Consider the following 21,301-nt stretch of genomic DNA (forward strand, 5'->3'; position numbering starts at 1 on the left):
CCCCCCCCCCCCCCCCCCCCCCCCCCCCCCCCCCCCCCCCCCCCCCCCCCCCCCCCCCCCCCCCCCCCCCCCCCCCCCCCCCCCCCCCGGGCCGGGTTCTGGCACAGTCGGCCCATGAGCGACTTCTCCGCCAAACCCGTGCTGACCGGCGACAGGACCGTGCTGCGACCGTTCACGGAGGCGGACGCCGAGATCATGGCGGAGATCATCGAGGACCCCGAGGTCGTCCGCCTCACCGGGCCGCCCACCGGCGACCTCACCCTGGAACGCCTGCGCTCCTGGTACGGCTCCCGGTCCGCCCAGCCCGACCGGCTCGACCTCGCCGTCACCGACCGCGCCGACGGCGAACTCGTCGGCGAGGTCGTCCTGTACGAGTACGACGCCCACGCCCGCAGCTGCACGTTCCGCACCCTCATCGGCCCCCGGGGGCGCGGGCGCGGCCTGGGCACCGAGGCCACGCGGCTCGTGGTCGGATACGGCTTCGAGCAACTCGGCCTGCACCGGATCGAGTTGGAGGCCTACGGCCACAACGCCCGTGCCCTGCGGGTCTACGAGAAGGCCGGGTTCGTGGTCGAAGGGGTGCGGCGGGAGGCCGATCTGCGGGACGGCGAGTGGGTGGACTGGGTGGTCATGGGCATCCTCGACCGCGACTGGGCCGCCCTCAGCGCCACGGCTCGATGACCGTCACCCCCGCTCCCGGTGCCGTGCCCATCGCCGCCAGGGCGTCCGGGACCTCGTCCAGTGAGATCGTGGACGTGACGAGCAGGTCCGGCCGCAGGACACCCGCCCGGACCAGTTCCAGCATCGGCGGATAGGCGTGGGCGGCCATGCCGTGGCTGCCGAGGAGTTCCAGTTCCAGGGCGATCGCGCGGGCCATCGGGACCGGGGTCGTACCGTCCGCCGAGGGCAGCAGGCCGACCTGGACGTGCCGGCCGCGGCGGCGCAGGGAGTTGACCGAGGCCGCGCAGGTACTGGGTGAGCCGAGGGCGTCCAGGGAGAGATGCGCGCCGCCGCCGGTCAGGTCGCGGATCGCCGCGGCCGTGTCCTTCACGCCGGTCGCGTCCACGCACTCCGTCGCCCCGAACTTCCTTGCCAGGGCGAGGGCCTGGGGCGACACGTCCACCGCCACCACCCGGGCTCCCGAGGCCGCCGCGACCATCACCGCGGACAGGCCCACCCCACCGCAGCCGTGCACCGCGACCCACTCCCCCGCGGTGACTCCGCCCTGCTGCACCACCGCTCTGAACGCCGTGGCGAAACGGCAGCCCAGCGAGGCCGCCGTGGTGAAGGACATGTCCTGCGGTACGGCCACCAGGTTCACGTCGGCGTGGTCCAGCGCCACGTACCGGGCGAAGGAACCCCAGTGGGTGAAGCCGGGCTGGGTCTGGTGCTCGCAGATCTGGTGATCGCCCGCGGCGCACGAGGCGCAGGTGCCGCAGGCGCAGACGAAGGGGACGGTCACCCGGTCGCCGGGCCGCCAGGAGCCGACCAGGGGGCCGACCGCTTCCACGACACCGGCGAGTTCATGGCCCGGGACGTGCGGGAGGACGATGTCCGGGTCGTGACCCTGCCAGCCGTGCCAGTCGCTCCGACACAGGCCGGTGGCCTCCACGCGGACCACCGCACCGTGGTCCGCCGGGTGGGGGTCGGGGACCTCACGCACCTCCGGAGGCTCGCCGTACCGTTCGAAGACCACCGCTCGCATGTGCCGTCCCCTCTCCGTTTTCGTCTGCGGGTCCATGGTCGCCGGTCGCGCGGGCCGTGCGCGCTGTCATGCCGGTGCGGTCGCCGGGCGGGCGGGACCTCGCTTGGAGAAATACCCCCTAGGGGTATAGGGTGTGCATCATAGACCTTGCACACCTCTCATGAGTCATGAGGAGAACGACATGACCGCACAGACCGACACCCCGGGTTCCGTCACCGCCGTCTACAAGGTGAGCGGGATGAGCTGCGGACACTGCGAAGGAGCCGTCTCCGGTGAGATCTCCGAGATCGACGGGGTCGAGTCGGTGAAGGCGGTCGCCTCCAGCGGGGAGGTCACGGTGGTCTCCTCGGCACCGCTGGACGAGGAAGCCGTACGGGCCGCGGTGGACGAGGCCGGGTTCGAGCTCGTCGGGCGGGCCTGAGGCCACCGGCCCGAGAGCCGCGGGAGGCCGCCGGGCGACTGCCGGCCTCGTCGTGGCCTGTCCTGCAGTTCCCCGCGCCCCGAAGGCGTAGCTCAACCGTCTGTGGAGAGTCACCCGACATGTCCAGCACCACTCAGGCTCCGGCAACACCGGTCACCGATGTCGAGCTCGTCATCGGCGGGATGACCTGTGCCTCCTGTGCGGCCCGGGTCGAGAAGAAGCTCAACCGGATGGACGGGGTCACTGCCACCGTCAACTACGCGACCGAGAAGGCCAGGGTCAGCTACCCGGCCGGGGTGGAGGTCGCCGATCTGATCGCGACCGTGGTGAAGACCGGGTACACGGCCGAGGAACCCGCGCCGCCCGCACCCCAAGAGGCCGCGGAGGTCCAGGAGGCCCCCGAGCTCACCGCTCTCCGTCAGCGGCTCGTCGTCTCCGCCGCTCTGGCTGTCCCCGTCGTCCTGCTCTCCATGATCCCCGCCCTCCAGTTCGACAACTGGCAGTGGCTCGCGCTCACCCTCGCCTCGCCCGTCGTCGTGTGGGGCGGATGGCCCTTCCACCGGGCCGCCTGGACGAACATGAGGCACGCAGCGGCCACCATGGACACCCTGGTCTCGGTCGGCACCCTCGCCGCGTTCGGCTGGTCGCTGTGGGCGTTGTTCTTCGGGGACGCGGGGATGCCGGGCATGCGGGAGGGGTTCGAGTTCACCGTCGGCGGCATGGACGGCGCCTCGACGATCTATCTCGAGGTCGCCGCCGGAGTCATCACCTTCATCCTGCTGGGCCGCTATCTGGAGGCCCGCGCCAAGCGGCACGCGGGGGCCGCTCTCAGGGCGCTGCTGGAGCTGGGCGCCAAGGACGTCTGCGTGCTGCGCGACGGGCGTGAGGTGCGGATCCCGGCGGAGCGGCTGGGCGTCGGGGACCGGTTCGTCGTACGGCCCGGGGAGAAGATCGCGACCGACGGCACCGTCGTCGAGGGCGTGTCCGCGGTGGACGCGTCCATGCTGACCGGCGAGTCGCTGCCGGTGGACGTCGGCGTCGGCGACGTCGTCACCGGCGCGACCGTCAACGCCGGCGGGCTGCTCGTCGTGGCGGCGACCCGGATCGGGGCCGACACCCAGCTCGCGCGGATGGCGAGGCTGGTGGAGGACGCGCAGAACGGCAAGGCGGAGGTGCAGCGGCTGGCCGACCGGGTCTCCGCGGTGTTCGTGCCGGTCGTCATCGTCATCGCGGTCGCCACCTTCGGCGGGTGGCTCGGCGCCACCGGGGACACCGTCGCCGCGTTCACGGCCGCCGTCGCCGTGCTGATCATCGCCTGCCCGTGCGCCCTCGGGCTGGCCACGCCGACCGCGCTCATGGTGGGCACCGGGCGCGGCGCCCAGCTCGGCATCCTGATCAAGGGGCCCGAGGTCCTGGAGTCCACGCGGCGCGTCGACACCGTCGTCCTGGACAAGACCGGCACGGTCACCACGGGCCGGATGGCCCTCCAGGAGGTCCACGTCGTCCCGGACGCCGACGAGAAGCAGGTGCTGCGGCTCGCGGGCGCCCTGGAGCACGCCTCCGAGCACCCGGTGGCCCGCGCGGTCGCCGCGGGCGCCGAGGAGCGGGTCGGGCCGCTGCCGCAGGCCGAGCGGTTCGAGAACGTCCCCGGGAAGGGCGTACGCGGGCGCGTGGAGGGCCGCGAGGTGGCCGTGGGGCGACTGTTCGACGTGCTGCCCGTCGAGCTGGCCCGGGCGAAGGAGGAGGCCGAGCGGGGCGGTCGTACGGCTGTCGTCGTCGGCTGGGACGGCGTGGCCCGGGGCGTCCTGGCCGTCGCCGACACGGTCAAGGAGACCAGCGCGGAGGCGGTGCGGTCACTGCGGGCGCTGGGGCTCACGCCGGTGCTGCTGACCGGGGACAACCGGGCGGTGGCCGAATCCGTGGCCCGGGCCGTCGGTATCGACCGGGTGGTCGCCGAGGTGCTGCCCGAGGACAAGGTCGACGCCGTACGGCGGCTTCAGGGCGAGGGCCGTGTCGTCGCGATGGTCGGTGACGGGGTCAACGACGCGGCAGCGCTCGCCGCCGCCGACCTGGGCCTGGCGATGGGGACCGGGACCGACGCGGCGATCGAGGCGGGGGACCTGACCCTGGTGCGCGGGGATCTGCGGGTGGCCGCGGACGCGATCCGGCTCTCCCGGCGCACCCTCTCCACCATCAAGGGCAATCTCGTGTGGGCCTTCGGCTACAACGTGGCCGCGCTGCCGCTGGCGGCGGCCGGCCTGCTGAACCCGATGATCGCGGGGGCCGCGATGGCGTTCTCCTCGGTGTTCGTGGTGACCAACAGCCTGCGGCTGCGTGCCTTCCGTTGAGGATCCTTTGACGGACCCCCTCTGGAGTCCCGGGCCACGCTCACATAAGCTCTTCACAAGACTCGCGCATCGTCCTTACGCTGGGGTCCCGTTCGCTGTACCCGGGCTCTTGCGTATCTAACGGACATTTGCAAGAGACGCAGATCACAGTGATGCGAACGTAACCATCGAAGGGCTTCGAAGGTCTAAGTTGGCGATGTCAGACAGCGTCTTGGGGGGCGTTGGCTGGCGTCTGAGGATGTCTTGGGGGACTTCCTCGGAGATGCGTTGCCGGGGCACGCACTTAGGGAAGCTTTGAGCGGCCCTCCCGACCGTGCGCTGTCCCGGCAGACCGCACACTGGAGTAGTACGAGGAGTTTTGCTCGTTCTGCTCAAACAGCGGTACCAGCAGTATCAAGAACAGCGATTCAGGCGCTGGTCTCTCAGACGCCCGGCCGGATCCCGTGGGGGGAATCCGCACCGGGACATGGGAAGGCGCCCTGGACGCCGGCCCGTGGGGGGACCGTCGCCAGGGCGCCTTCCGCTTTTCATTTCTACGAGCGCACACCGCACCCACCCAAGGGGCGCGGGGAACTGCGCGACCAGCCACAACCGGCCCGCAGCCGCCCACGCTCCTCAGACGGCAGTCTCCGGGGCGTACCGCACCCCCACCGGCAAGGTGTCAGCGCTCCTCGACCGGGACGAAGTCCCTCTCCACGACACCCGTGTAGATCTGGCGCGGGCGGCCGATGCGGGAACCCGGCTCCTTGATCATCTCGTGCCACTGGGCGATCCAGCCCGGCAGGCGGCCGAGGGCGAACAGGACCGTGAACATCTCGGTCGGGAAGCCCATGGCGCGGTAGATCAGGCCCGTGTAGAAGTCGACGTTCGGGTAGAGGCTGCGCGAGACGAAGTAGTCGTCGGAGAGCGCGTGCTCCTCCAGCTTGAGCGCGATGTCCAGCAGCTCGTCGGACTTGCCGAGGGCCGAGAGGACGTCGTGCGCCGCAGCCTTGATGATCTTGGCGCGCGGGTCGAAGTTCTTGTAGACCCGGTGGCCGAAGCCCATCAGCCGGACGCCCTCCTCCTTGTTCTTCACCTTGCGGATGAAGGAGTCGACGTCACCGCCGGAGGCCTGGATGCCTTCCAGCATCTCCAGGACGGACTGGTTGGCGCCGCCGTGCAGCGGGCCCCACAGGGCGTTGATGCCGGCGGAGATCGAGGCGAACATGTTCGCCTGGGACGAGCCGACGAGGCGGACCGTCGAGGTCGAACAGTTCTGCTCGTGGTCGGCGTGCAGGATGAGCAGCTTGTCCAGGGCCGCGACGACGACCGGGTCCAGGTCGTACTCCTGGGCGGGGACCGAGAAGGTCATGCGCAGGAAGTTCTCGACGTAACCGAGGTCGTTGCGCGGGTAGACGAACGGGTGACCGATCGACTTCTTGTACGCGTACGCGGCGATCGTCGGAAGCTTGGCGAGCAGCCGGATCGTCGAGAGGTTGCGCTGCTTCTCGTCGAAGGGGTTGTGGCTGTCCTGGTAGAACGTGGACAGCGCGGACACGACCGACGACAGCATGGCCATCGGGTGGGCGTCACGCGGGAAGCCGCGGTAGAAGTTCTTGACGTCCTCGTGCAGCAGGGTGTGCTGCGTGATGTCGTTCTGGAACACGGTGAGCTCGTCGGCCTTCGGCAGCTCGCCGTTGATCAGCAGGTAGGCGACCTCCAGGAAGGTCGAGCTCTCGGCCAGCTGCTCGATCGGGTAGCCGCGGTACCGGAGGATGCCGGCCTCGCCGTCGAGATAGGTGACGGCGGATTTATAGGCGGCGGTGTTGCCGTAGCCGCTGTCCAGGGTGACCAGACCGGTCTGGGCACGGAGCTTCCCGATGTCGAAGCCCTTGTCGCCGACGGTGCTGTCGATCACCGGGTAGGTGTACTCGCCATCGCCGTACCGCACTACTACAGAGTTGTCGCTCACGTCATCCCTCACCGACGTTGTGCCTCTTCTTCGAGGTTGCCCTGACTGTCTCTACCATCCCCCATTTGGCGCAGGAGAGTGCACTCGGGGTCGGCCGTTGGGCGTATCGGCGGCACTGAGTGCCGCCAACTTGCTCATCCTGCCCCTCCCCTGCCCCTTCCGGAAGAGCTCTGTGACCCACATGACTCATTTGATCGATCATTTTTTGTGAAGGCCCGACATTGACGGACCTCACCGGCCCGCGAGCCGGAAGTCCAGCGCCGTGCAGCGCCGTCCCGCCGACACCGTGCGCACCGCCTGGCCGATCGCCTTGCGGGAGCCGACGAGGACGACCAGCTTCTTCGCCCGGGTGACCGCCGTGTAGAGCAGGTTCCGCTGCAGCATCATCCATGCACTTGTGGTGACGGGGATCACCACCGCGGGATATTCACTCCCCTGGGAACGGTGGATGGTCACCGCGTACGCGTGCGCCAGTTCGTCCAGCTCGTCGAAGTCGTACGGCACCTCCTCGTCCTCGTCCGTCAGCACGGTGAGGCGCTGGTCGACCGGATCGAGCGAGGTGACCACGCCCACGGTGCCGTTGAAGACGCCGTTGGCGCCCTTCTCGTAATTGTTGCGAATCTGGGTGACCTTGTCGCCGACCCGGAAGACCCGGCCGCCGAACCGCTTCTCCGCGAGGTCGGGGCGGCCCGGGGTGATGGCCTGCTGGAGCAGGCCGTTGAGCGTGCCGGCGCCCGCGGGGCCGCGGTGCATGGGGGCGAGCACCTGGACGTCCCGGCGCGGGTCGAGCCCGAACTTGGCCGGAATCCGACGGGCCGCCACATCCACGGTGAGCCGGCCGACCTCCTCCGTGTCGTCCTCGACGAAGAGGAAGAAGTCCTTCATGCCGTCGGTCACGGGATGCTGTCCGGCGTTGATGCGGTGCGCGTTCGTCACGACGCCGGACTGCTGGGCCTGGCGGAACACGCGCGTGAGGCGCACCGCAGGCACCGGGCCGCCGTCGGCGAGCAGGTCGCGCAGGACCTCTCCGGCGCCGACGCTGGGCAGTTGGTCCACATCGCCGACGAACAGCAGATGGGCCCCGGGCGGCACGGCCTTCACCAGCTTGTTGGCGAGCAGCAGGTCCAGCATGGACGCCTCGTCGACCACCACCAGGTCGGCGTCGAGCGGGCGGTCCTTGTCGTAGGCCGCGTCGCCGCCGGGCTTCAGCTCCAGCAGGCGGTGGACGGTGGAGGCCTCGGCGCCGGTGAGTTCGGCGAGGCGCTTGGCGGCCCGGCCGGTCGGGGCGGCGAGGACGACCTTGGCCTTCCTGGCGCGGGCCAGCTCCACGATCGAGCGGACCGTGAAGGACTTGCCGCAGCCGGGGCCGCCGGTGAGGACGGCGACCTTCTCGGTGAGCGCGAGCCGGACCGCGGCCTCCTGCTCGGGGGCGAGTTCGGTGCCGGTGCGGGACCTCAGCCAGCCCAGCGCCTTGTCCCAGGCCACGTCACGAAAGGCCGGCATGCGGTCCTGGTCGGTGCGCAGGAGGCGCAACAGCTGGGCGGAGAGGGAGAGTTCGGCGCGGTGGAAGGGGACGAGGTAGATCGCGGTGACGGACTCCGAGCCGCCCTCGGGGCCCGGCACCTTCTCCCGTACGACCCCTGGCTCGCCGGAGTCCTCGTCGGGCAGGGCGAGTTCGGCCAGGCACTCGATGACCAGGCCGGTGTCGACCTGGAGGAGCTTGACCGCATCGGTGATCAGCCGCTCCTCGGGGAGGTAGCAGTGCCCCTGGTCGGCGGACTGCGAAAGGGCGTACTGCAGGCCCGCCTTGACGCGCTCCGGGCTGTCGTGCGGGATGCCGACGGACTGGGCGATCTTGTCGGCGGTGAGGAAGCCGATGCCCCAGACGTCGGAGGCGAGCCGGTAGGGCTGGTTCTTCACGACGGAGATCGAGGCGTCGCCGTACTTCTTGTAGATGCGCACCGCGATGGAGGTGGACACCTCGACGGTCTGGAGGAAGAGCATGACCTCCTTGATCGCCTTCTGTTCCTCCCAGGCGTCGGCGATCTTCTTGGTGCGCTTGGGGCCGAGGCCGGGGACCTCGATCAGCCGCTTCGGCTCCTCCTCGATGACCGTCAGGGTGTCCACGCCGAAGTGCTGGGTGATGCGGTCGGCGAAGACGGGTCCGATGCCCTTGACGAGGCCCGAGCCGAGATAGCGGCGGATGCCCTGAATGGTGGCCGGCAGGACGGTCGTGTAGTTCTCGACGGTGAACTGCTTGCCGTACTGCGGATGGGAGCCCCAATGCCCCTCCAGCCGAAGGGACTCGCCCGCCTGGGCGCCGAGCAGCGCGCCGACGACGGTCAGCAGATCGCCGCCGCCCCGGCCGGTGTCGACCCGGGCGACCGTGTAGCCGTTCTCCTCGTTGGCGTATGTGATCCGCTCCAGGACGCCCTCGACTACGGCCAGTCGTCGCTCGCCCGTGGAAGCCCCCGCCTGATTGGACATGATCCGACGCTACATGCGCGGTCTGACAGCCGGGAGCCCCGTTCGGCAATGCTCTCGCGCATCCTTCAGTGATGAGGGGAGCGCATCACCGACTCCAGCGGTGCCGGGCCGGGCCGGGCGGCGGGGGCGACGAGGGCGCGGAAGCGGTCCCACTGCACCGGCGGCCGGGACAGGCCCCGGCGCTCCAGATACCGGTCTGTTGCGCGCTGGGTGCGGCGCAGGACCCGTATGGCGTCGCTCGGCCGTCCCGAGCCCATGGGCTCCAGCACCCTTTCGGGAGCCAGCAGCCAGCCGTCGTCCGTCCGGGTCAGCCGTCCCCGGACCAGCGCGTTGCGCAGGGCGTTGATCCGCTCGTCGTGCCGGTGTACCAGCAGCGAGGCGGGGCCCGGGGTCACCTCGCAGTCGTCCGGCGGCGTCACCAGGAAACCGCCGGCCGTCGGCACCGGGCGGGTGCGGGCGAGCACAGGGGCTCCGGAGGCGTCCCGGGCGGCCAGGACCGCGGTGTCGTACCGGGCGAGTTGGAGCGCGCCGAGCAGCGGCGCCGAGGGGGCGGGCGCCTCGGGGAGGGGTGGTGGTGCGGCGGACCGTACGACCAGCTGGTCCGGGGTGACGGTGATGAGGAGGCGCAGGTAGTACCAGTCCGTCAACCGCCTCATGGGGCGGGAGAGATAGGCGCGGCTGTGCGGCTGCCGTTCGAACAGCATCCGCCAGTAGTCCTCCAGGTCCTGCGGGCCTGTCCTGATGTCGTCGGGGCACTCCGCGCGGCCGCCCACGAAGAGCTGCGGGGCGTCGGTGAGGCCGCTGCCGGTGGGGTCGGAGAAGAGCAGGGCGACCCGGCCGTCGCGGCGGATGTTCAGCGCCTTCTGCGCGAAGGCGAGGGATGTGGTCAGCACCAGTGTCCCGTCCTCGCGCCGCCGCACCGCCGTCGGCCAGGCCAGCGGTGTCCCGTCCCGGCCCAGGGTGACGAACTCGCAGGTCCGGTAGGCGTCGAGGACGGCCTGCGGGGCGGAGTCGAGCACGCTCATCGCCCTGTCTCCCCGGTCAGCGGGGCCCGCAGGGTGCGGCAGGCCGCGGTGTACTGCCGCCGCCCCACCAGCTTCCAGGCCAGCCGTCCGAGCAGCGGGGCCCTGCCGAGGAAGTGGGCCCGCTCCTGTGCGGTGGCGTCCTCCAGGATCGCGCCGATGGCGATCATGACCTTGTTCTTGGGGAGGTTCTCCAGCCCGCGGCGGCCGACCAGGTCCCACTCGTCGACCGTCAGGTGCTCGGCGACCAGGGGAAGGACCAGGCGTTCCTCGTCGTCGAGGTGGTCGAGGAGGGCGAGGCGATGCTCTTCGAGGGCCAGCGCGAGTTCCTGCCCGGCGACGCTGTCCGCCGAGTGCCGCCAGTGCGGCTCCCACGCTGCTACGGCCTCCAGGGTGCTGTCGATACGGTCGTGCTGCTCCTCCATTCGGGCGACCAGTGCCTCGGCGTCGGCGGCCCGGGCGCGCAGCAGCGGCCAGATCAACTCGTCCTCAAGGGTGTGGTGGTGGTGCAGTCCCGACATGTAGTCGGTGAGGTACGCCCCGACCTGCGCGGCCCGCGCCGACGCCCCGTCGGGTACGGCCCGGACTGTTCGGGGCAGCAGCGCCGACTCCCGGCGGAAGACGCGGTGGACCACGACCATCTCGTGGGTGTGGGGGCGGCCGGCGGTGGGAGGCCCGGACGGTGTACTGCTGCGGGGCACGCTCTGTCCTTCGGTGTTCGGGTGGTGGACGACGGTCGCTCACGCTGCCGTCGTCCGCTTGGTGACGACTTGGCGTCCCGCTTGGCGTGCGCTTGGAGCGGCCCGTGAAGCCGTGCCGAACAGGGCGTTTACCGCTCGTTGACGGGATGCGGGCACCGCTCGGATAGATTCCGGCGACGTGCTGCGTATTCGAGTGCTGGGACCGTTGGGTGCCGAGGTCGCGGGTGCACCGGTGGGACTGGGCACCCCGCGGCAGCGTGCCGTTCTCGCGCTGCTGGTCGCGGCTCGTGGGGCGGTGGTCTCCGTGGACCGGATGGCGGACGAGCTGTGGCGCGGGGCGCCCCCGGCGCGGGCGACCGCGTCCCTTCAGGTGTACGTGTCGAACCTGCGGCGGCTGCTCGAACCGGAGCGGCCGCCGCGCGCCCCCGCCGCCGTCCTGGTCTCCTCGGCCCCGGGTTACGCGCTGCGGCTGCCCGAGGACGCGGTGGACGCCTGGCGTTTCGGGGCCCGGGTAAACCATGCCCGGCACGCATCGGCCGCGCCGGCCCGGGAGTTGCTGACGGAGGCGCTGGGGTGGTGGCAGGGGCCCGCGTTCCAGGAGCACGCGGACGAGACCTGGGCGGCGCCCGAGGTGGCCCGGCTGAGCGCGCTGCGCGCCGAGGCCCGTGAACTCGCCGTGGCCTCAGGTCTGTTCACCGGGCACGCCGCCGAGGTCGCGCCGACCGCCGAGGCCATGGTGCGGGAACAGCCGTTGCGGGAGGAGGGCTGGCGGCTGCTGGCCCTCGCGCACTGGGCCACCGACCGCCGCAGCGACGCCCTCGCGGCACTGCGGCGGGCCCGGAAGGCACTCCGCGACGAACTGGGCTGCGACCCGTCCCCGAAGCTGGCCGAGTTGGAGCAGGCGATCCTGGCCCAGCGGGTGGAGGTGTTGCGGGCGGCGGTGCCGGAGCGGGGGGCCGCCGTACCGGATCGGATCCTCGCCGCGACCCAACGGACGTGTGGCGGGGGCGGGTCGGCCCCCGCTGTTGCGGAACCGGACCTCGCTTCAGCGGAGTTGGCCCCAGCAGCGCCGCAACGACCCCGCACCACAACCTCGTCGGCTCCCGTATACCCCGGCCACGACCTCTTCGTGGGCCGCGTCGACGAACTCCGTGCCCTGGACTCCGCCGCCCGGGCCGCTCGTCGGGGCGGTGGGCTGGTGTTGGTCACCGGGGAGGCCGGGGCCGGCAAGAGCGCGCTGTTCGGGCGGCTTGGCGGGCGGTTGCGGAGCGACGGGTGGACGGTGGTCGTCGGGCGGTGCCCGGAGCATGAGGGGGCCCCGCCCGCGTGGGCCTGGGTGGAAGCGCTCGGTGCGCTCGCCCGGCTCGTGCCTCCGGCGCGGCCCGATGAGGTGGCGGCGCTGCTGCACGAACCGGACGGCACGGCCGCGACGACCCGGGACGAGGCGACCGCGGGACGGTTCCGGCTGCACCGTGCCTTCGCCGCGTGGCTGCGTGAGGCGGCCGTCTGCGGGCCCGTCGCCGTGCTCGTGGAGGATCTGCACCGGGCCGACGGGCAGACCCTCGCCCTGCTCGAAGCCGCAGCCGCGGTCACCGGTGTGCCGCTGCTGACCGTCGCCGGCTACCGCCCTGCGGAGGTCGGCGAACCGCTGGCCAAGACGCTGGCCCACCTCGCTCCCCGGCTGCCGCACCGGATCGCGCTGGCCGGTCTGTCGCCGCGGGACGTCGCCACGGTGGTCGACGCCGTCTGCGGCGAGCCCGTCGACGAGTCCACGGTGGCGATGCTCGCCGAACGCACCGGCGGCAACCCGTTCTACGTCCGGGAGAGCGCGCGGCTGCTGGCCGACGAGGGCGCCCTGGTGGCGGTGTCGGAGGTCCCCCAGGGCGTCCGGGACGTGCTGCGCAGGCGCCTCGCCCTGCTGTCCGCCGACGCCCGCGCGGCCGTGCAGCTCGCTGCGGTCGCCGGGCCGGAGTCCGAGGTCGCGCTGCTGGCGGACGCGGCAGAGGCGGACGAGGAGACCGTGCTGGCGGGCCTGGACGCCGCCGTGGCCGCCGATCTGCTGACCGAGCCAGGCCCAGGACGGGTCCGTTTCGTACACGCGCTGGTCCGCGACACCGTCTACACCGACCTGTCGGGGATCCGCCGGGCCCGGCTGCACGACCGCATCGCGCAGCAGCTGCGCGGGCACCGACCCGACGACCTGGCCGCCCTGGCCCACCACTTCGCCCACTCGGGCCGTACGGCGAACGCCCCGCTGGCCGTCGACTACGCGCTGCGGGCGGCGGAGCTCGCCGAGCGGCGGTACGCCCACGACGTGGCCGTAGGGCTCGTCCGGCAGGCGCTGGACGCGCACACCGCGGCGACCGCCGACCCCGAGGCCCGCCCGGACGGCACGGTCGCGCTGCTGGTGCGGCTGCTGGGCGCACAGGTGCGGGCCGGTGCCACGGGAGCCGCCCGGCACACCCGGCGGCAGGCGGTGGACCTGGCCGTGCGGGCCGGCCGGGACGATCTGGCCGCGGTGGTCTACGGCGCCTGGACCGAACCCTCGCCCTGGCGCAGCCGTCTGGAGGGCTTCCTGGACCGGACTTCGCTGGCCCACCTGGAGCGGCTGGCCGACGACCGGACGCTGGACGGTCCGACACGCGCGCGTGTGCTCCAGGTCCTGGCGGACGCGGTGGCGGGCGAGGACGCGCGGCGGGCCCGGGACGCGGCTCACGTCCAGCTGGAGCTGGCGCGGGCAGACGGCGAACCGCGGCTGCTGGCCTCGGCGTTGATGACGTCGGCCGGGCTGCCGCCGCACGAGGCGCAGGGCGGCGCGCGCACCCCGCTCGTCGACGAACTGCGCGGCCTCGCCCGGGACCACGACCTCCCCGCGCACCGCTGGGTGTGCGAGCACCTCGACACCCTGACCGCCGCCACCCGCAACGATCCCGACGCGGTACGCCGGCACACCGCCGCGGGCCTGGAGCTGGCGCACCGCTACCGGATGCGGTGGGCGCAGGGCATCAACACCGCGACGTCGGCCATGCTGGCCGCGGTCGCCGGGCGCTTCGAGGAGGCGGAGGCGCGGTACACCGAGGCGGACGGGCTGTTCCAGCGGGTGGGGGCGCACCACGCCACGGCCCCGCGGACGCTGGGCCTGTGGACCATCCGGCTCACCCAGCGCCGGGAGGCCGAGCTGGAACCGGCCGTCCGCGAGGTGTACGAGTCCGTCGGCACCCCGGTCGCGGTGGCGCACGCACTGGTCCTGGCCCGGCTGGGACGCCTGGAGGAGGCCGCGGCGGTGTCCTTCCCCGCCCAGCCGGTGACCGACCACCTGTACGGCATGGAGCTCGACTACCGCGCCGAACTGGCGGTCCTGCTGGACGACCGGGACACGGCGGAGTCCCTGATCGGGTCGCTGCTGCCGTTGCGGGAGCAGTTCGCCGGCACGGCGGGCGGGGCCTACGCCACCCGGCCCCTCGCCCACGCCCTCGCGGACCTGTACCGGTTCCTCGGGGAGCGGCGGCTCGCGGCCGACGCCTACGCCCTGGCCGCGCGGGTCGCCCGGGTCTGGGGCTCGCCGCACCACGGGGCGGCTGCGTGCCGGGCTCTCGCGGAGCTCGCCGGAACCTGAACGTCACGATCCGGTCTCGGGTCTTGCCAACCCGTCGTGTAATCGATTCCAATCCTCGGTACACAAGGTCGTGTAATCGATTCCACGAGGAGGTGGGGCGGCGATGGCGAGTATCAAGGACGTCGCTGCGGAGGCGGGGGTCTCCGTCGCCACGGTGTCGCGCGTCCTGAACGACCATCCGTCGGTCAGCGCGGACGCACGCACGCGTGTGCTGGCCGCCGTCGAGACCCTGGGCTACCGCCCGAACGCCGTCGCCCGCTCCCTGCGCACCGACCAGACCCACACCCTCGGCCTGGTCATCAGCGACGTCATGAACCCCTACTTCACCGAGCTGGCCCGCTCCGTGGAGGAGGAGGCCCGCGCGCTCGGCTACAGCGTGATCATCGGCAACGCCGACGAGCGGCCCGCCCTCCAGGACCACCACGTACGGAACCTGCTCGACCGCCGGATCGACGGCCTCCTGGTCTCCCCCACCGACGGCGGCTCCCCGCTGATGCTGGACGCCGTGCGCGCGGGGACGCCGATGGTCTTCGTGGACCGGTGGATCCCCGGCGTGGCCGTGCCGGTCGTCCGGGCCGACGGGCGGGCCGCGGTACGGGATCTCGTCGCCCATCTCCACGGGCTCGGGCACCGGCGGCTGGCGATCATCGCGGGCCCAGCGGCCACCACCACCGGCCAGGAGCGCGTGACCGTCTTCCGGGAGGCCCTTCAGGAGTACGGCCTCGACCTGCCCGACGCGTACACGGGCCAGGGCGACTTCCAGGCCGAGAGCGGGCGCCGGGTCACCGAGGGCTTCCTCGACCTGCCCGAGCCGCCCGAGGTCGTCTTCGCCGCCGACAACCTGATGGCGCTCGGTGCGCTGGACGCCGTACGCGCGCGTGGGCTGCGCGTTCCCGACGACCTCGCCCTGGCCGCGTTCGACGACATCCCGTGGTTCGTGCACACCGATCCGCCCATCACCGCGATCGCCCAGCCCACGGGCGAGCTGGGGCGGGCCGCGGTGCGCGCTCTCGTGGACCGCATCGAGGGGCGGCAGCCCGAGTCCGTCATCCTCCCCGCCCGTCTCGTCGTTCGCCGCTCCTGCGGTGAGGCCGCCCCGGAGAACGCCGAAGTGAACCCCGTAACGAACAGGAGCAGGCCGTGAGCAACCAGGACGAGTTGCTGCGCATCGAGGGCATCCGGAAGTCCTTCCCCGGCGTGATCGCGCTCGACGGCGTCGACTTCGATCTGCGCCGCGGTGAGGTGCACGTGCTGCTCGGCGAGAACGGCGCCGGCAAGAGCACGCTGATCAAGATGCTGTCGGGTGCCTACCACCCCGACGAGGGCCGCGTCCTGGTGGACGGCGAGGAGGTGCACATCCGCGGGGCGCAGGACGCCGAGCGGCTGGGCATCGCCACCATCTACCAGGAGTTCAACCTCGTCCCCGACCTCACGGTCGCCGAGAACATCTTCCTGGGCCGGCAGCCGCGCCGCCTCGGGATGATCGACCGCAGGACCATGGAGTCCGACGCCGAGGCGCTGCTCAAGCGCGTCGGGGTCGACGTCCCGCCACGCGCGCGTGTCCGCGAACTCGGCATCGCCCGGCTCCAGATGGTCGAGATCGCCAAGGCGCTCAGTCTGAACGCACGCGTGCTGATCATGGACGAGCCGACCGCGGTGCTCACCTCCGAGGAGGTCGACAAGCTCTTCGCGATCGTGCGCACGCTGCGCGAGGACGGCGTCGGCATCGTGTTCATCACGCACCACCTGGAGGAGATCGCCGCCCTGGGCGACCGGGTCACGGTCATCCGGGACGGGAAGTCCGTCGGACAGGTGCCCGCCACCACGCCCGAGGACGAGCTCGTACGCCTGATGGTGGGGCGCTCGATCGAGCAGCAGTACCCGCGCGAGCGCGGCGACACCGGAGAGGCCCTGCTGAAGGTCGAGGGCCTCACGCGCGACGGCGTCTTCCACGACATCGGCTTCGAGGTGCACGCCGGGGAGGTCGTCGGCATCGCCGGACTGGTCGGGGCCGGCCGTACCGAGGTGGTGCGGGCCGTGTTCGGCGCGGACCCGTACGACAAGGGGGCCGTGAAGGTCTCCGGGACGGCCCTGAAGGGGCATGACGTGGGCGCCGCCATGGCGGCCGGTATCGGGCTGATCCCCGAGGACCGCAAGGGCCAGGGCCTGGTGCTCGACCAGAGCGTCGAGGAGAACCTGGGCCTGGTGACCATGCGGGCCAGCACGCGCGCGGGGCTCGTCGACCTCAAGGGGCAGCGCGAGGCCGCCGCGCGGATCGCCGGGCAGCTCGGGGTCCGGATGGCCGGACTCCAGCAGCACGTCCGCACGTTGTCCGGCGGCAACCAGCAGAAGGTCGTCATCGGCAAGTGGCTGCTCGCCGACACGAAGGTGCTGATCCTCGACGAGCCGACGCGCGGGATCGACGTCGGCGCCAAGGTCGAGATCTACCAGCTCATCAACCAGCTCACCGCGGCCGGTGCCGCAGTTCTCATGATCTCCAGCGACCTGCCCGAGGTGCTCGGCATGAGCGACCGGGTGCTGGTGATGGCCCAGGGCCGCATCGCCGGCGAACTCGACGCCGACGAGGCCACGCAGGACTCCGTGATGGCACTCGCCGTCAGCACGAACACCGTAAAGACCGAGAAGGAGGCCCCCGGTGGCCACTGACACGCTCAAGGGCGGGGCGAGCGCGGGTGGTCTGCGCCGTCTCCTGCTCGACAACGGCGCACTGACCGCGCTGATCGTCCTCGTCATCGCCATGTCGGCGCTGTCGGGCGACTTCCTCACCACCGACAACCTGCTCAACGTCGGCGTCCAGGCGGCCGTGACCGCCGTACTCGCCTTCGGCGTGACCTTCGTGATCGTCTCGGCGGGCATCGACCTGTCGGTCGGCTCGGTGGCGGCCCTGTCGGCCACCGTCCTCGCCTGGAGCGCGACCTCGCACGGCGTGCCGGTGTTCATAGCGGTGGTGCTCGCCATCGTCACCGGCATCGCGGCCGGTCTCGTCAACGGCTTCCTGATCGCCTACGGCAAACTGCCCCCGTTCATCGCGACGCTGGCGATGCTGTCGGTGGCCCGCGGTCTGTCGCTGGTGATCTCCGAGGGCTCCCCGATCGCCTTCCCCGACTCCGTCTCGCACCTCGGTGACACGCTCGGCGGCTGGCTGCCGGTGCCCGTCCTCGTCATGGTCGTCATGGGGCTCCTCGCAGCCTTCGTGCTCGCACGGACGTACATCGGCCGCTCCATGTACGCGATCGGCGGCAACGAGGAGGCGGCCCGGCTCTCCGGGCTGCGCGTGAAGAAGCAGAAGCTCGCCATCTACGCCCTGTCCGGTGTGTTCGCCGCCGTCGCGGGTGTCGTGCTCGCCGCCCGTCTGTCGTCCGCGCAGCCGCAGGCCGCCGACGGCTACGAGCTGGACGCGATCGCCGCCGTCGTCATCGGCGGTGCCTCGCTGGCCGGCGGCACCGGCAAGGCGTCCGGGACGCTCATCGGCGCGCTGATCCTCGCGGTCCTCAGGAACGGCCTCAACCTGCTGAACGTGTCCGCGTTCTGGCAGCAGGTCGTCATCGGTGTCGTCATCGCGCTGGCGGTCCTCCTGGACACCCTGCGCCGCAAGGCCGGGGCCACTCCCGTGACCGGTGCCTCGCAGGGCGGCAAGGGGCGCCAGGCGGCGACGTACGGTCTCGCGGCCGTCGTCACCGTGGCGATCGTCGGCGCGACCTCCTTCCTGCACAACGGCTCGTCCTCAACGGCGAACCCGAAGATGGGTCTGTCGCTGTCCACCCTCAACAACCCCTTCTTCGTGCAGATCCGGGCGGGCGCCCAGGCCGAGGCGAAGAAGCTGGGCGTGGACCTGACCGTCACGGACGCCCAGAACGACGCCTCCCAGCAGGCCAACCAGCTGCAGAACTTCACCAGTTCGAGCCTCGGCGCGATCATCGTCAACCCGGTCGACTCGGATGCGGCGAGCAACTCCGTGAAGGCCGCCGACAAGGCGAAGATCCCGGTCATCGCGGTGGACCGGGGCGTCAACAAAGCCTCGGTGGACGCTCTCGTGGCCTCCGACAACATCGCAGGCGGCGAGCTCGCCGCGAAGACCGTCGGCGAGAAGCTCGGCGGCAAGGGCAAGATCGTGATCCTCCAGGGGCAGGCCGGTACGTCCGCCGCCCGTGAGCGCGCGCAGGGTTTCGCGCAGGGACTGAAGGCCTACCCGGGCATCCAGGTCGTCGCGCAGCAGCCCGCCGACTTCGACCGCACCAAGGGCCTCGACGTGATGTCGAACCTGCTCCAGGCCCACCCCGACGTCCAGGGCGTCATCGCCGCCAACGACGAGATGGCGCTCGGCGCGATCAAGGCACTGGGCTCCAAGGCCGGCACGTCGGTCTCGGTGGTCGGCTTCGACGGCACGCCGGACGGCCTGACCGCGGTGAAGAACGGCACGCTGTACGCATCCGTGGCGCAACAGCCGTCGCAACTGGGCAAAATCGCGGTGGACAACGCGCTGAAGGCCCTCCAGGGCAAGAAGGTCGAGGAGACGATCAAGGTGCCGGTGAAGGTGGTCACGAAGGAGAACGTGGCCGGGTTCACGGGCTGACGACGACGGGTGGGCGGGCGGTTCCGGGTACGGGCCGCCCGCCCCGTGTCACCGACTAGGGGAGTCAATTCATGTACGACTACGACCTACTGGTCGTAGGGTCGGCCAACGCCGACCTGGTGATCGGCGTAGAGCGGCGGCCCGCGGCCGGCGAGACGGTACTCGGCTCGGACCTGGCCGTGCACCCGGGCGGCAAGGGCGCCAACCAGGCGGTCGCGGCGGCCCGGTTGGGCGCGCGTACGGCCCTGCTCGCCCGGGTCGGCGACGACGGCCACGGCCGGCTGCTCCTGGACTCGCTGCGGGCGGCCGGTGTCGACACGGTGGGCGTGCTGGTGGGCGGGGCGCCGACCGGCGTCGCGCTGATCACCGTCGACCCGTCCGGGGACAACAGCATCGTGGTGTCGCCGGGCGCCAACGGGCGGCTCACCCCGGGTGACGTACGGGCCGCGACCAGCCTCTTCCACGCCTCCCGGGTGGTGTCGACCCAGCTGGAGATCCCGCTGGAGACGGTCGTGGAGGTCGTACGGAACCTGGCGCCGGACAGCCGCTTCGTGCTGAACCCGTCGCCGCCGCGGCCGTTGCCCACCGAGGTGATGGCCGCCTGCGACCCGCTGATCGTCAACGAGCACGAGGCGAAGGTGATCCTCGGGGACGCGTGCGTGAGCGACGCGCCGGAGGACTGGGCGCGGCTGCTGCTCGCGAAGGGGCCGAAGTCGGTGGTCGTGACGCTGGGCGCGGAGGGCTCCCTGGTGGCGTCCTCCTCCGGGGGTGTGACCCGGGTGGCGTCGGTGAAGGTGGACGCGGTGGACACGACGGGCGCGGGGGACGCCTTCACGGCGGCACTGGCGTTCCGGCTGGGGGCCGGGGCCGGACTGGCGGAGGCGGCTTCGTACGCGTCCCGGGTCGGGGCGGTCGCGGTGACCCGGGAGGGCGCGCAGGACTCCTTCCCGACGTCGCAGGAGGTCGAGGCGCTGTGAAGCGGGCCGGGATACTGAACCGTCATCTGTCCGGCGCCCTGGCCGAGTTGGGGCACGGGGACGGGGTGCTGGTGTGTGACGCCGGTATGCCGATTCCCGACGGGCCGCGGGTGGTGGACCTGGCGTTCCGGGCCGGGGTGCCGTCGTTCGCGGAGGTGCTGGACGGGCTGCTCGCCGAGCTGGTCGTGGAGGGGGCGACGGCGGCGGAGGAGGTGCGCGGAGCCAATCCGGCGGCCGCGGATCTGCTGGACGCCCGCTTCCCCGGGCTGGACCTGGTCTCCCACGAGAAGCTCAAGGAGCTGTCGGCCGGCGCACGGCTCGTCGTCCGCACCGGCGAGGCACGGCCGTATGCGAACGTGCTGCTCAGGTGCGGGGTGTTCTTCTAGGAGGTCGTCGCAAGCGGCGGCGGGTGTGTGCGCTCGGCGCGGACGCGGGCCCTCGTACTGCTTCTCACGGCGGTCCTGACGGGATGTGCTGTGTCGCGGGCGCGGCCTGCGACTTGATGTGGCGGCGGGCCGGCCTGGCGGTACGTGAGTCTGCGCGCACCGGCACCGCGGCACAGCTCCAGCGTTGCCGGGCCGGGCCGGGGCTGCCGCTGTCCGCGCGCTGCGCCGCACCGACGCCGTGCCCCGGGGCCGCCGGTTCTCCGAGCCCGCCTCCCGGCGCGACGCCTCCAGCAAGGCGGACGCCCAGCGGGACCCGCTCGACTGCTTGGTCGGGCCACGGCGTCAGGGCCCGCGACGACCAGACCTCCGGGGCCGTGACCCAGCCCCGTGAGGGCCGTGCCGCCCCTCTTGATCTCCCGGGTGTGGAAAGGGAGTTGGGCCGTGTCCACGCCGACGGCAGGCATCCGGTGGTGGCCGTCCGCGACGCATCCCGTGGCGTCCCGGACGCTGGATCCGATGCGATGCGATCCGGCGTGCTCCGGTCCGATGCGATCCGATGCGTCGCCTACGTACGGGCCCGATCCGTGGTGTGCCGGATCAGCCATGCGGCCGCCGCCGCCGTACGAGCGCGACGGTCACTCGGTGGCGGCCTGCCGCCCGGAGGGGGAGCTCCGGGCGGAGGACGCACACGGCGTAGCGGCCAGGGACTCCGCAACGCTCCGCGGAGGGGGCGCCTCGACAGCGGTCACTCCCCGCGGCGATTCATCGAACCGGTTCGATCACGCTAACAGGAGGACCCGGCCGGCAATACCCCCTGGCACCCGGTTTCCCGGCCGTGCGCGGCCGACCGTCCGGGCAGGGGCATGGCGTCGCCATGGCGTCCACCGTCCGCAGATTCAGGCATCCGGCTCCTAGCCCAAACGGATGCACATCCAGCAAAACGCGACAATGCACCTCGGCACACCGACGTTTCCGGGCCGTTACGAGAATTTCGACAGGAGGCGTTGACACCCGCCCGGGTTGCTCCTACCTTCACTTCACGCGAACCGGTTCGACGATCGGCATCCGGCCGGTTTCGTTCCCCGGAATCCTC

The 21,301-nt window shown here is 71.9% G+C and carries 14 protein-coding genes; 9 read left to right on the forward strand and 5 right to left on the reverse strand.

What is annotated here, in order from left to right:
* Positions 1–114 precede the first annotated feature (114 nt).
* Positions 115–681: a GNAT family N-acetyltransferase gene (locus ACZ48Z_RS32620; RefSeq protein WP_468739496.1), complete on the forward strand. Its 567-nt coding sequence runs from the start codon at positions 115–117 to the stop codon at positions 679–681.
* Here ACZ48Z_RS32620 and ACZ48Z_RS32625 read toward each other — a convergent pair.
* A complete protein-coding gene (locus tag ACZ48Z_RS32625) occupies positions 662–1,705 on the reverse strand; it encodes a zinc-dependent alcohol dehydrogenase family protein (RefSeq protein WP_468739497.1) in 1,044 nt (347 codons plus the stop codon). The genes ACZ48Z_RS32620 and ACZ48Z_RS32625 overlap by 20 nt on opposite strands.
* A 181-nt stretch (positions 1,706–1,886) precedes the next feature.
* Between ACZ48Z_RS32625 and ACZ48Z_RS32630 the strand changes: the two genes are divergently transcribed.
* The gene (locus tag ACZ48Z_RS32630; RefSeq protein ID WP_468739498.1) at positions 1,887–2,126 is read left to right on the forward strand and encodes a heavy-metal-associated domain-containing protein; all 240 of its coding nucleotides are present in this window, start codon (positions 1,887–1,889) and stop codon (positions 2,124–2,126) included.
* A gap of 119 nt (positions 2,127–2,245) precedes the next feature.
* Positions 2,246–4,474: a heavy metal translocating P-type ATPase gene (locus ACZ48Z_RS32635; RefSeq protein ID WP_468739499.1), complete on the forward strand. Its 2,229-nt coding sequence runs from the start codon at positions 2,246–2,248 to the stop codon at positions 4,472–4,474.
* Between the two features lie 661 nt (positions 4,475–5,135).
* On the opposite strand, the gene ACZ48Z_RS32640 is transcribed toward ACZ48Z_RS32635, so the two are convergent.
* The 4 genes from ACZ48Z_RS32640 to ACZ48Z_RS32655 form a co-directional block, all read right to left on the reverse strand.
* Positions 5,136–6,425 carry a citrate synthase gene (locus ACZ48Z_RS32640; protein ID WP_389111109.1) on the reverse strand — a complete coding sequence of 430 codons (1,290 nt, stop codon included), beginning with the start codon at positions 6,423–6,425 and terminating at the stop codon, positions 5,136–5,138.
* Between the two features lie 231 nt (positions 6,426–6,656).
* On the reverse strand, positions 6,657–8,912 hold the full coding sequence (gene recD2 / locus ACZ48Z_RS32645) for an SF1B family DNA helicase RecD2 (protein ID WP_468739500.1): 2,256 nt from the start codon (positions 8,910–8,912) through the stop codon (positions 6,657–6,659).
* Positions 8,913–8,977: 65 nt separating this feature from the next.
* Positions 8,978–9,937, reverse strand: a complete 960-nt coding sequence (locus ACZ48Z_RS32650; RefSeq protein WP_468739501.1) for a pyridoxamine 5'-phosphate oxidase family protein — start codon at positions 9,935–9,937, stop codon at positions 8,978–8,980.
* The gene (locus tag ACZ48Z_RS32655; protein WP_468739502.1) at positions 9,934–10,635 is read right to left on the reverse strand and encodes a hemerythrin domain-containing protein; all 702 of its coding nucleotides are present in this window, start codon (positions 10,633–10,635) and stop codon (positions 9,934–9,936) included. The genes ACZ48Z_RS32650 and ACZ48Z_RS32655 overlap by 4 nt, the downstream gene beginning before the upstream one ends.
* A gap of 178 nt (positions 10,636–10,813) precedes the next feature.
* Between ACZ48Z_RS32655 and ACZ48Z_RS32660 the strand changes: the two genes are divergently transcribed.
* The 6 genes from ACZ48Z_RS32660 to rbsD all read left to right on the forward strand — a co-directional run bounded on the left by ACZ48Z_RS32660 (position 10,814) and on the right by rbsD (position 20,208).
* On the forward strand, positions 10,814–14,251 hold the full coding sequence (locus ACZ48Z_RS32660; protein ID WP_468739503.1) for a BTAD domain-containing putative transcriptional regulator: 3,438 nt from the start codon (positions 10,814–10,816) through the stop codon (positions 14,249–14,251).
* Between the two features lie 103 nt (positions 14,252–14,354).
* A complete protein-coding gene (locus ACZ48Z_RS32665; protein ID WP_468739504.1) occupies positions 14,355–15,395 on the forward strand; it encodes a LacI family DNA-binding transcriptional regulator in 1,041 nt (346 codons plus the stop codon).
* Positions 15,392–16,918 carry a sugar ABC transporter ATP-binding protein gene (locus tag ACZ48Z_RS32670; protein WP_468739505.1) on the forward strand — a complete coding sequence of 509 codons (1,527 nt, stop codon included), beginning with the start codon at positions 15,392–15,394 and terminating at the stop codon, positions 16,916–16,918. Before ACZ48Z_RS32665 ends, ACZ48Z_RS32670 begins: the two co-directional genes overlap by 4 nt.
* Positions 16,908–18,845 (forward strand): ABC transporter permease/substrate-binding protein, encoded by a 1,938-nt coding sequence (locus tag ACZ48Z_RS32675; RefSeq protein WP_468739506.1) that lies wholly within the window; start codon positions 16,908–16,910, stop codon positions 18,843–18,845. Before ACZ48Z_RS32670 ends, ACZ48Z_RS32675 begins: the two co-directional genes overlap by 11 nt.
* A gap of 71 nt (positions 18,846–18,916) precedes the next feature.
* The gene (locus ACZ48Z_RS32680) at positions 18,917–19,822 is read left to right on the forward strand and encodes a ribokinase (protein WP_468739507.1); all 906 of its coding nucleotides are present in this window, start codon (positions 18,917–18,919) and stop codon (positions 19,820–19,822) included.
* The gene (gene rbsD / locus ACZ48Z_RS32685; protein ID WP_468739508.1) at positions 19,819–20,208 is read left to right on the forward strand and encodes a D-ribose pyranase; all 390 of its coding nucleotides are present in this window, start codon (positions 19,819–19,821) and stop codon (positions 20,206–20,208) included. The genes ACZ48Z_RS32680 and rbsD overlap by 4 nt, the downstream gene beginning before the upstream one ends.
* Positions 20,209–21,301: the final 1,093 nt, after the last annotated feature.

The organism is Streptomyces sp. NPDC031225 (assembly GCF_055570355.1).

Bases quoted from the DNA above. Each gene is read 5' to 3' on its own strand.
- ACZ48Z_RS32665 (WP_468739504.1), top strand. From the start codon at position 14,355: ATGGCGAGTATCAAGGACGTCGCTGCGGAGGCGGGGGTCTCCGTCGCC.
- ACZ48Z_RS32650 (WP_468739501.1), bottom strand. From the start codon at position 9,937: ATGAGCGTGCTCGACTCCGCCCCGCAGGCCGTCCTCGACGCCTACCGG.
- ACZ48Z_RS32625 (WP_468739497.1), bottom strand. From the start codon at position 1,705: ATGCGAGCGGTGGTCTTCGAACGGTACGGCGAGCCTCCGGAGGTGCGT.
- ACZ48Z_RS32680 (WP_468739507.1), top strand. From the start codon at position 18,917: ATGTACGACTACGACCTACTGGTCGTAGGGTCGGCCAACGCCGACCTG.
- ACZ48Z_RS32635 (WP_468739499.1), top strand. From the start codon at position 2,246: ATGTCCAGCACCACTCAGGCTCCGGCAACACCGGTCACCGATGTCGAG.
- recD2 (WP_468739500.1), bottom strand. From the start codon at position 8,912: ATGTCCAATCAGGCGGGGGCTTCCACGGGCGAGCGACGACTGGCCGTA.
- ACZ48Z_RS32630 (WP_468739498.1), top strand. From the start codon at position 1,887: ATGACCGCACAGACCGACACCCCGGGTTCCGTCACCGCCGTCTACAAG.
- ACZ48Z_RS32620 (WP_468739496.1), top strand. From the start codon at position 115: ATGAGCGACTTCTCCGCCAAACCCGTGCTGACCGGCGACAGGACCGTG.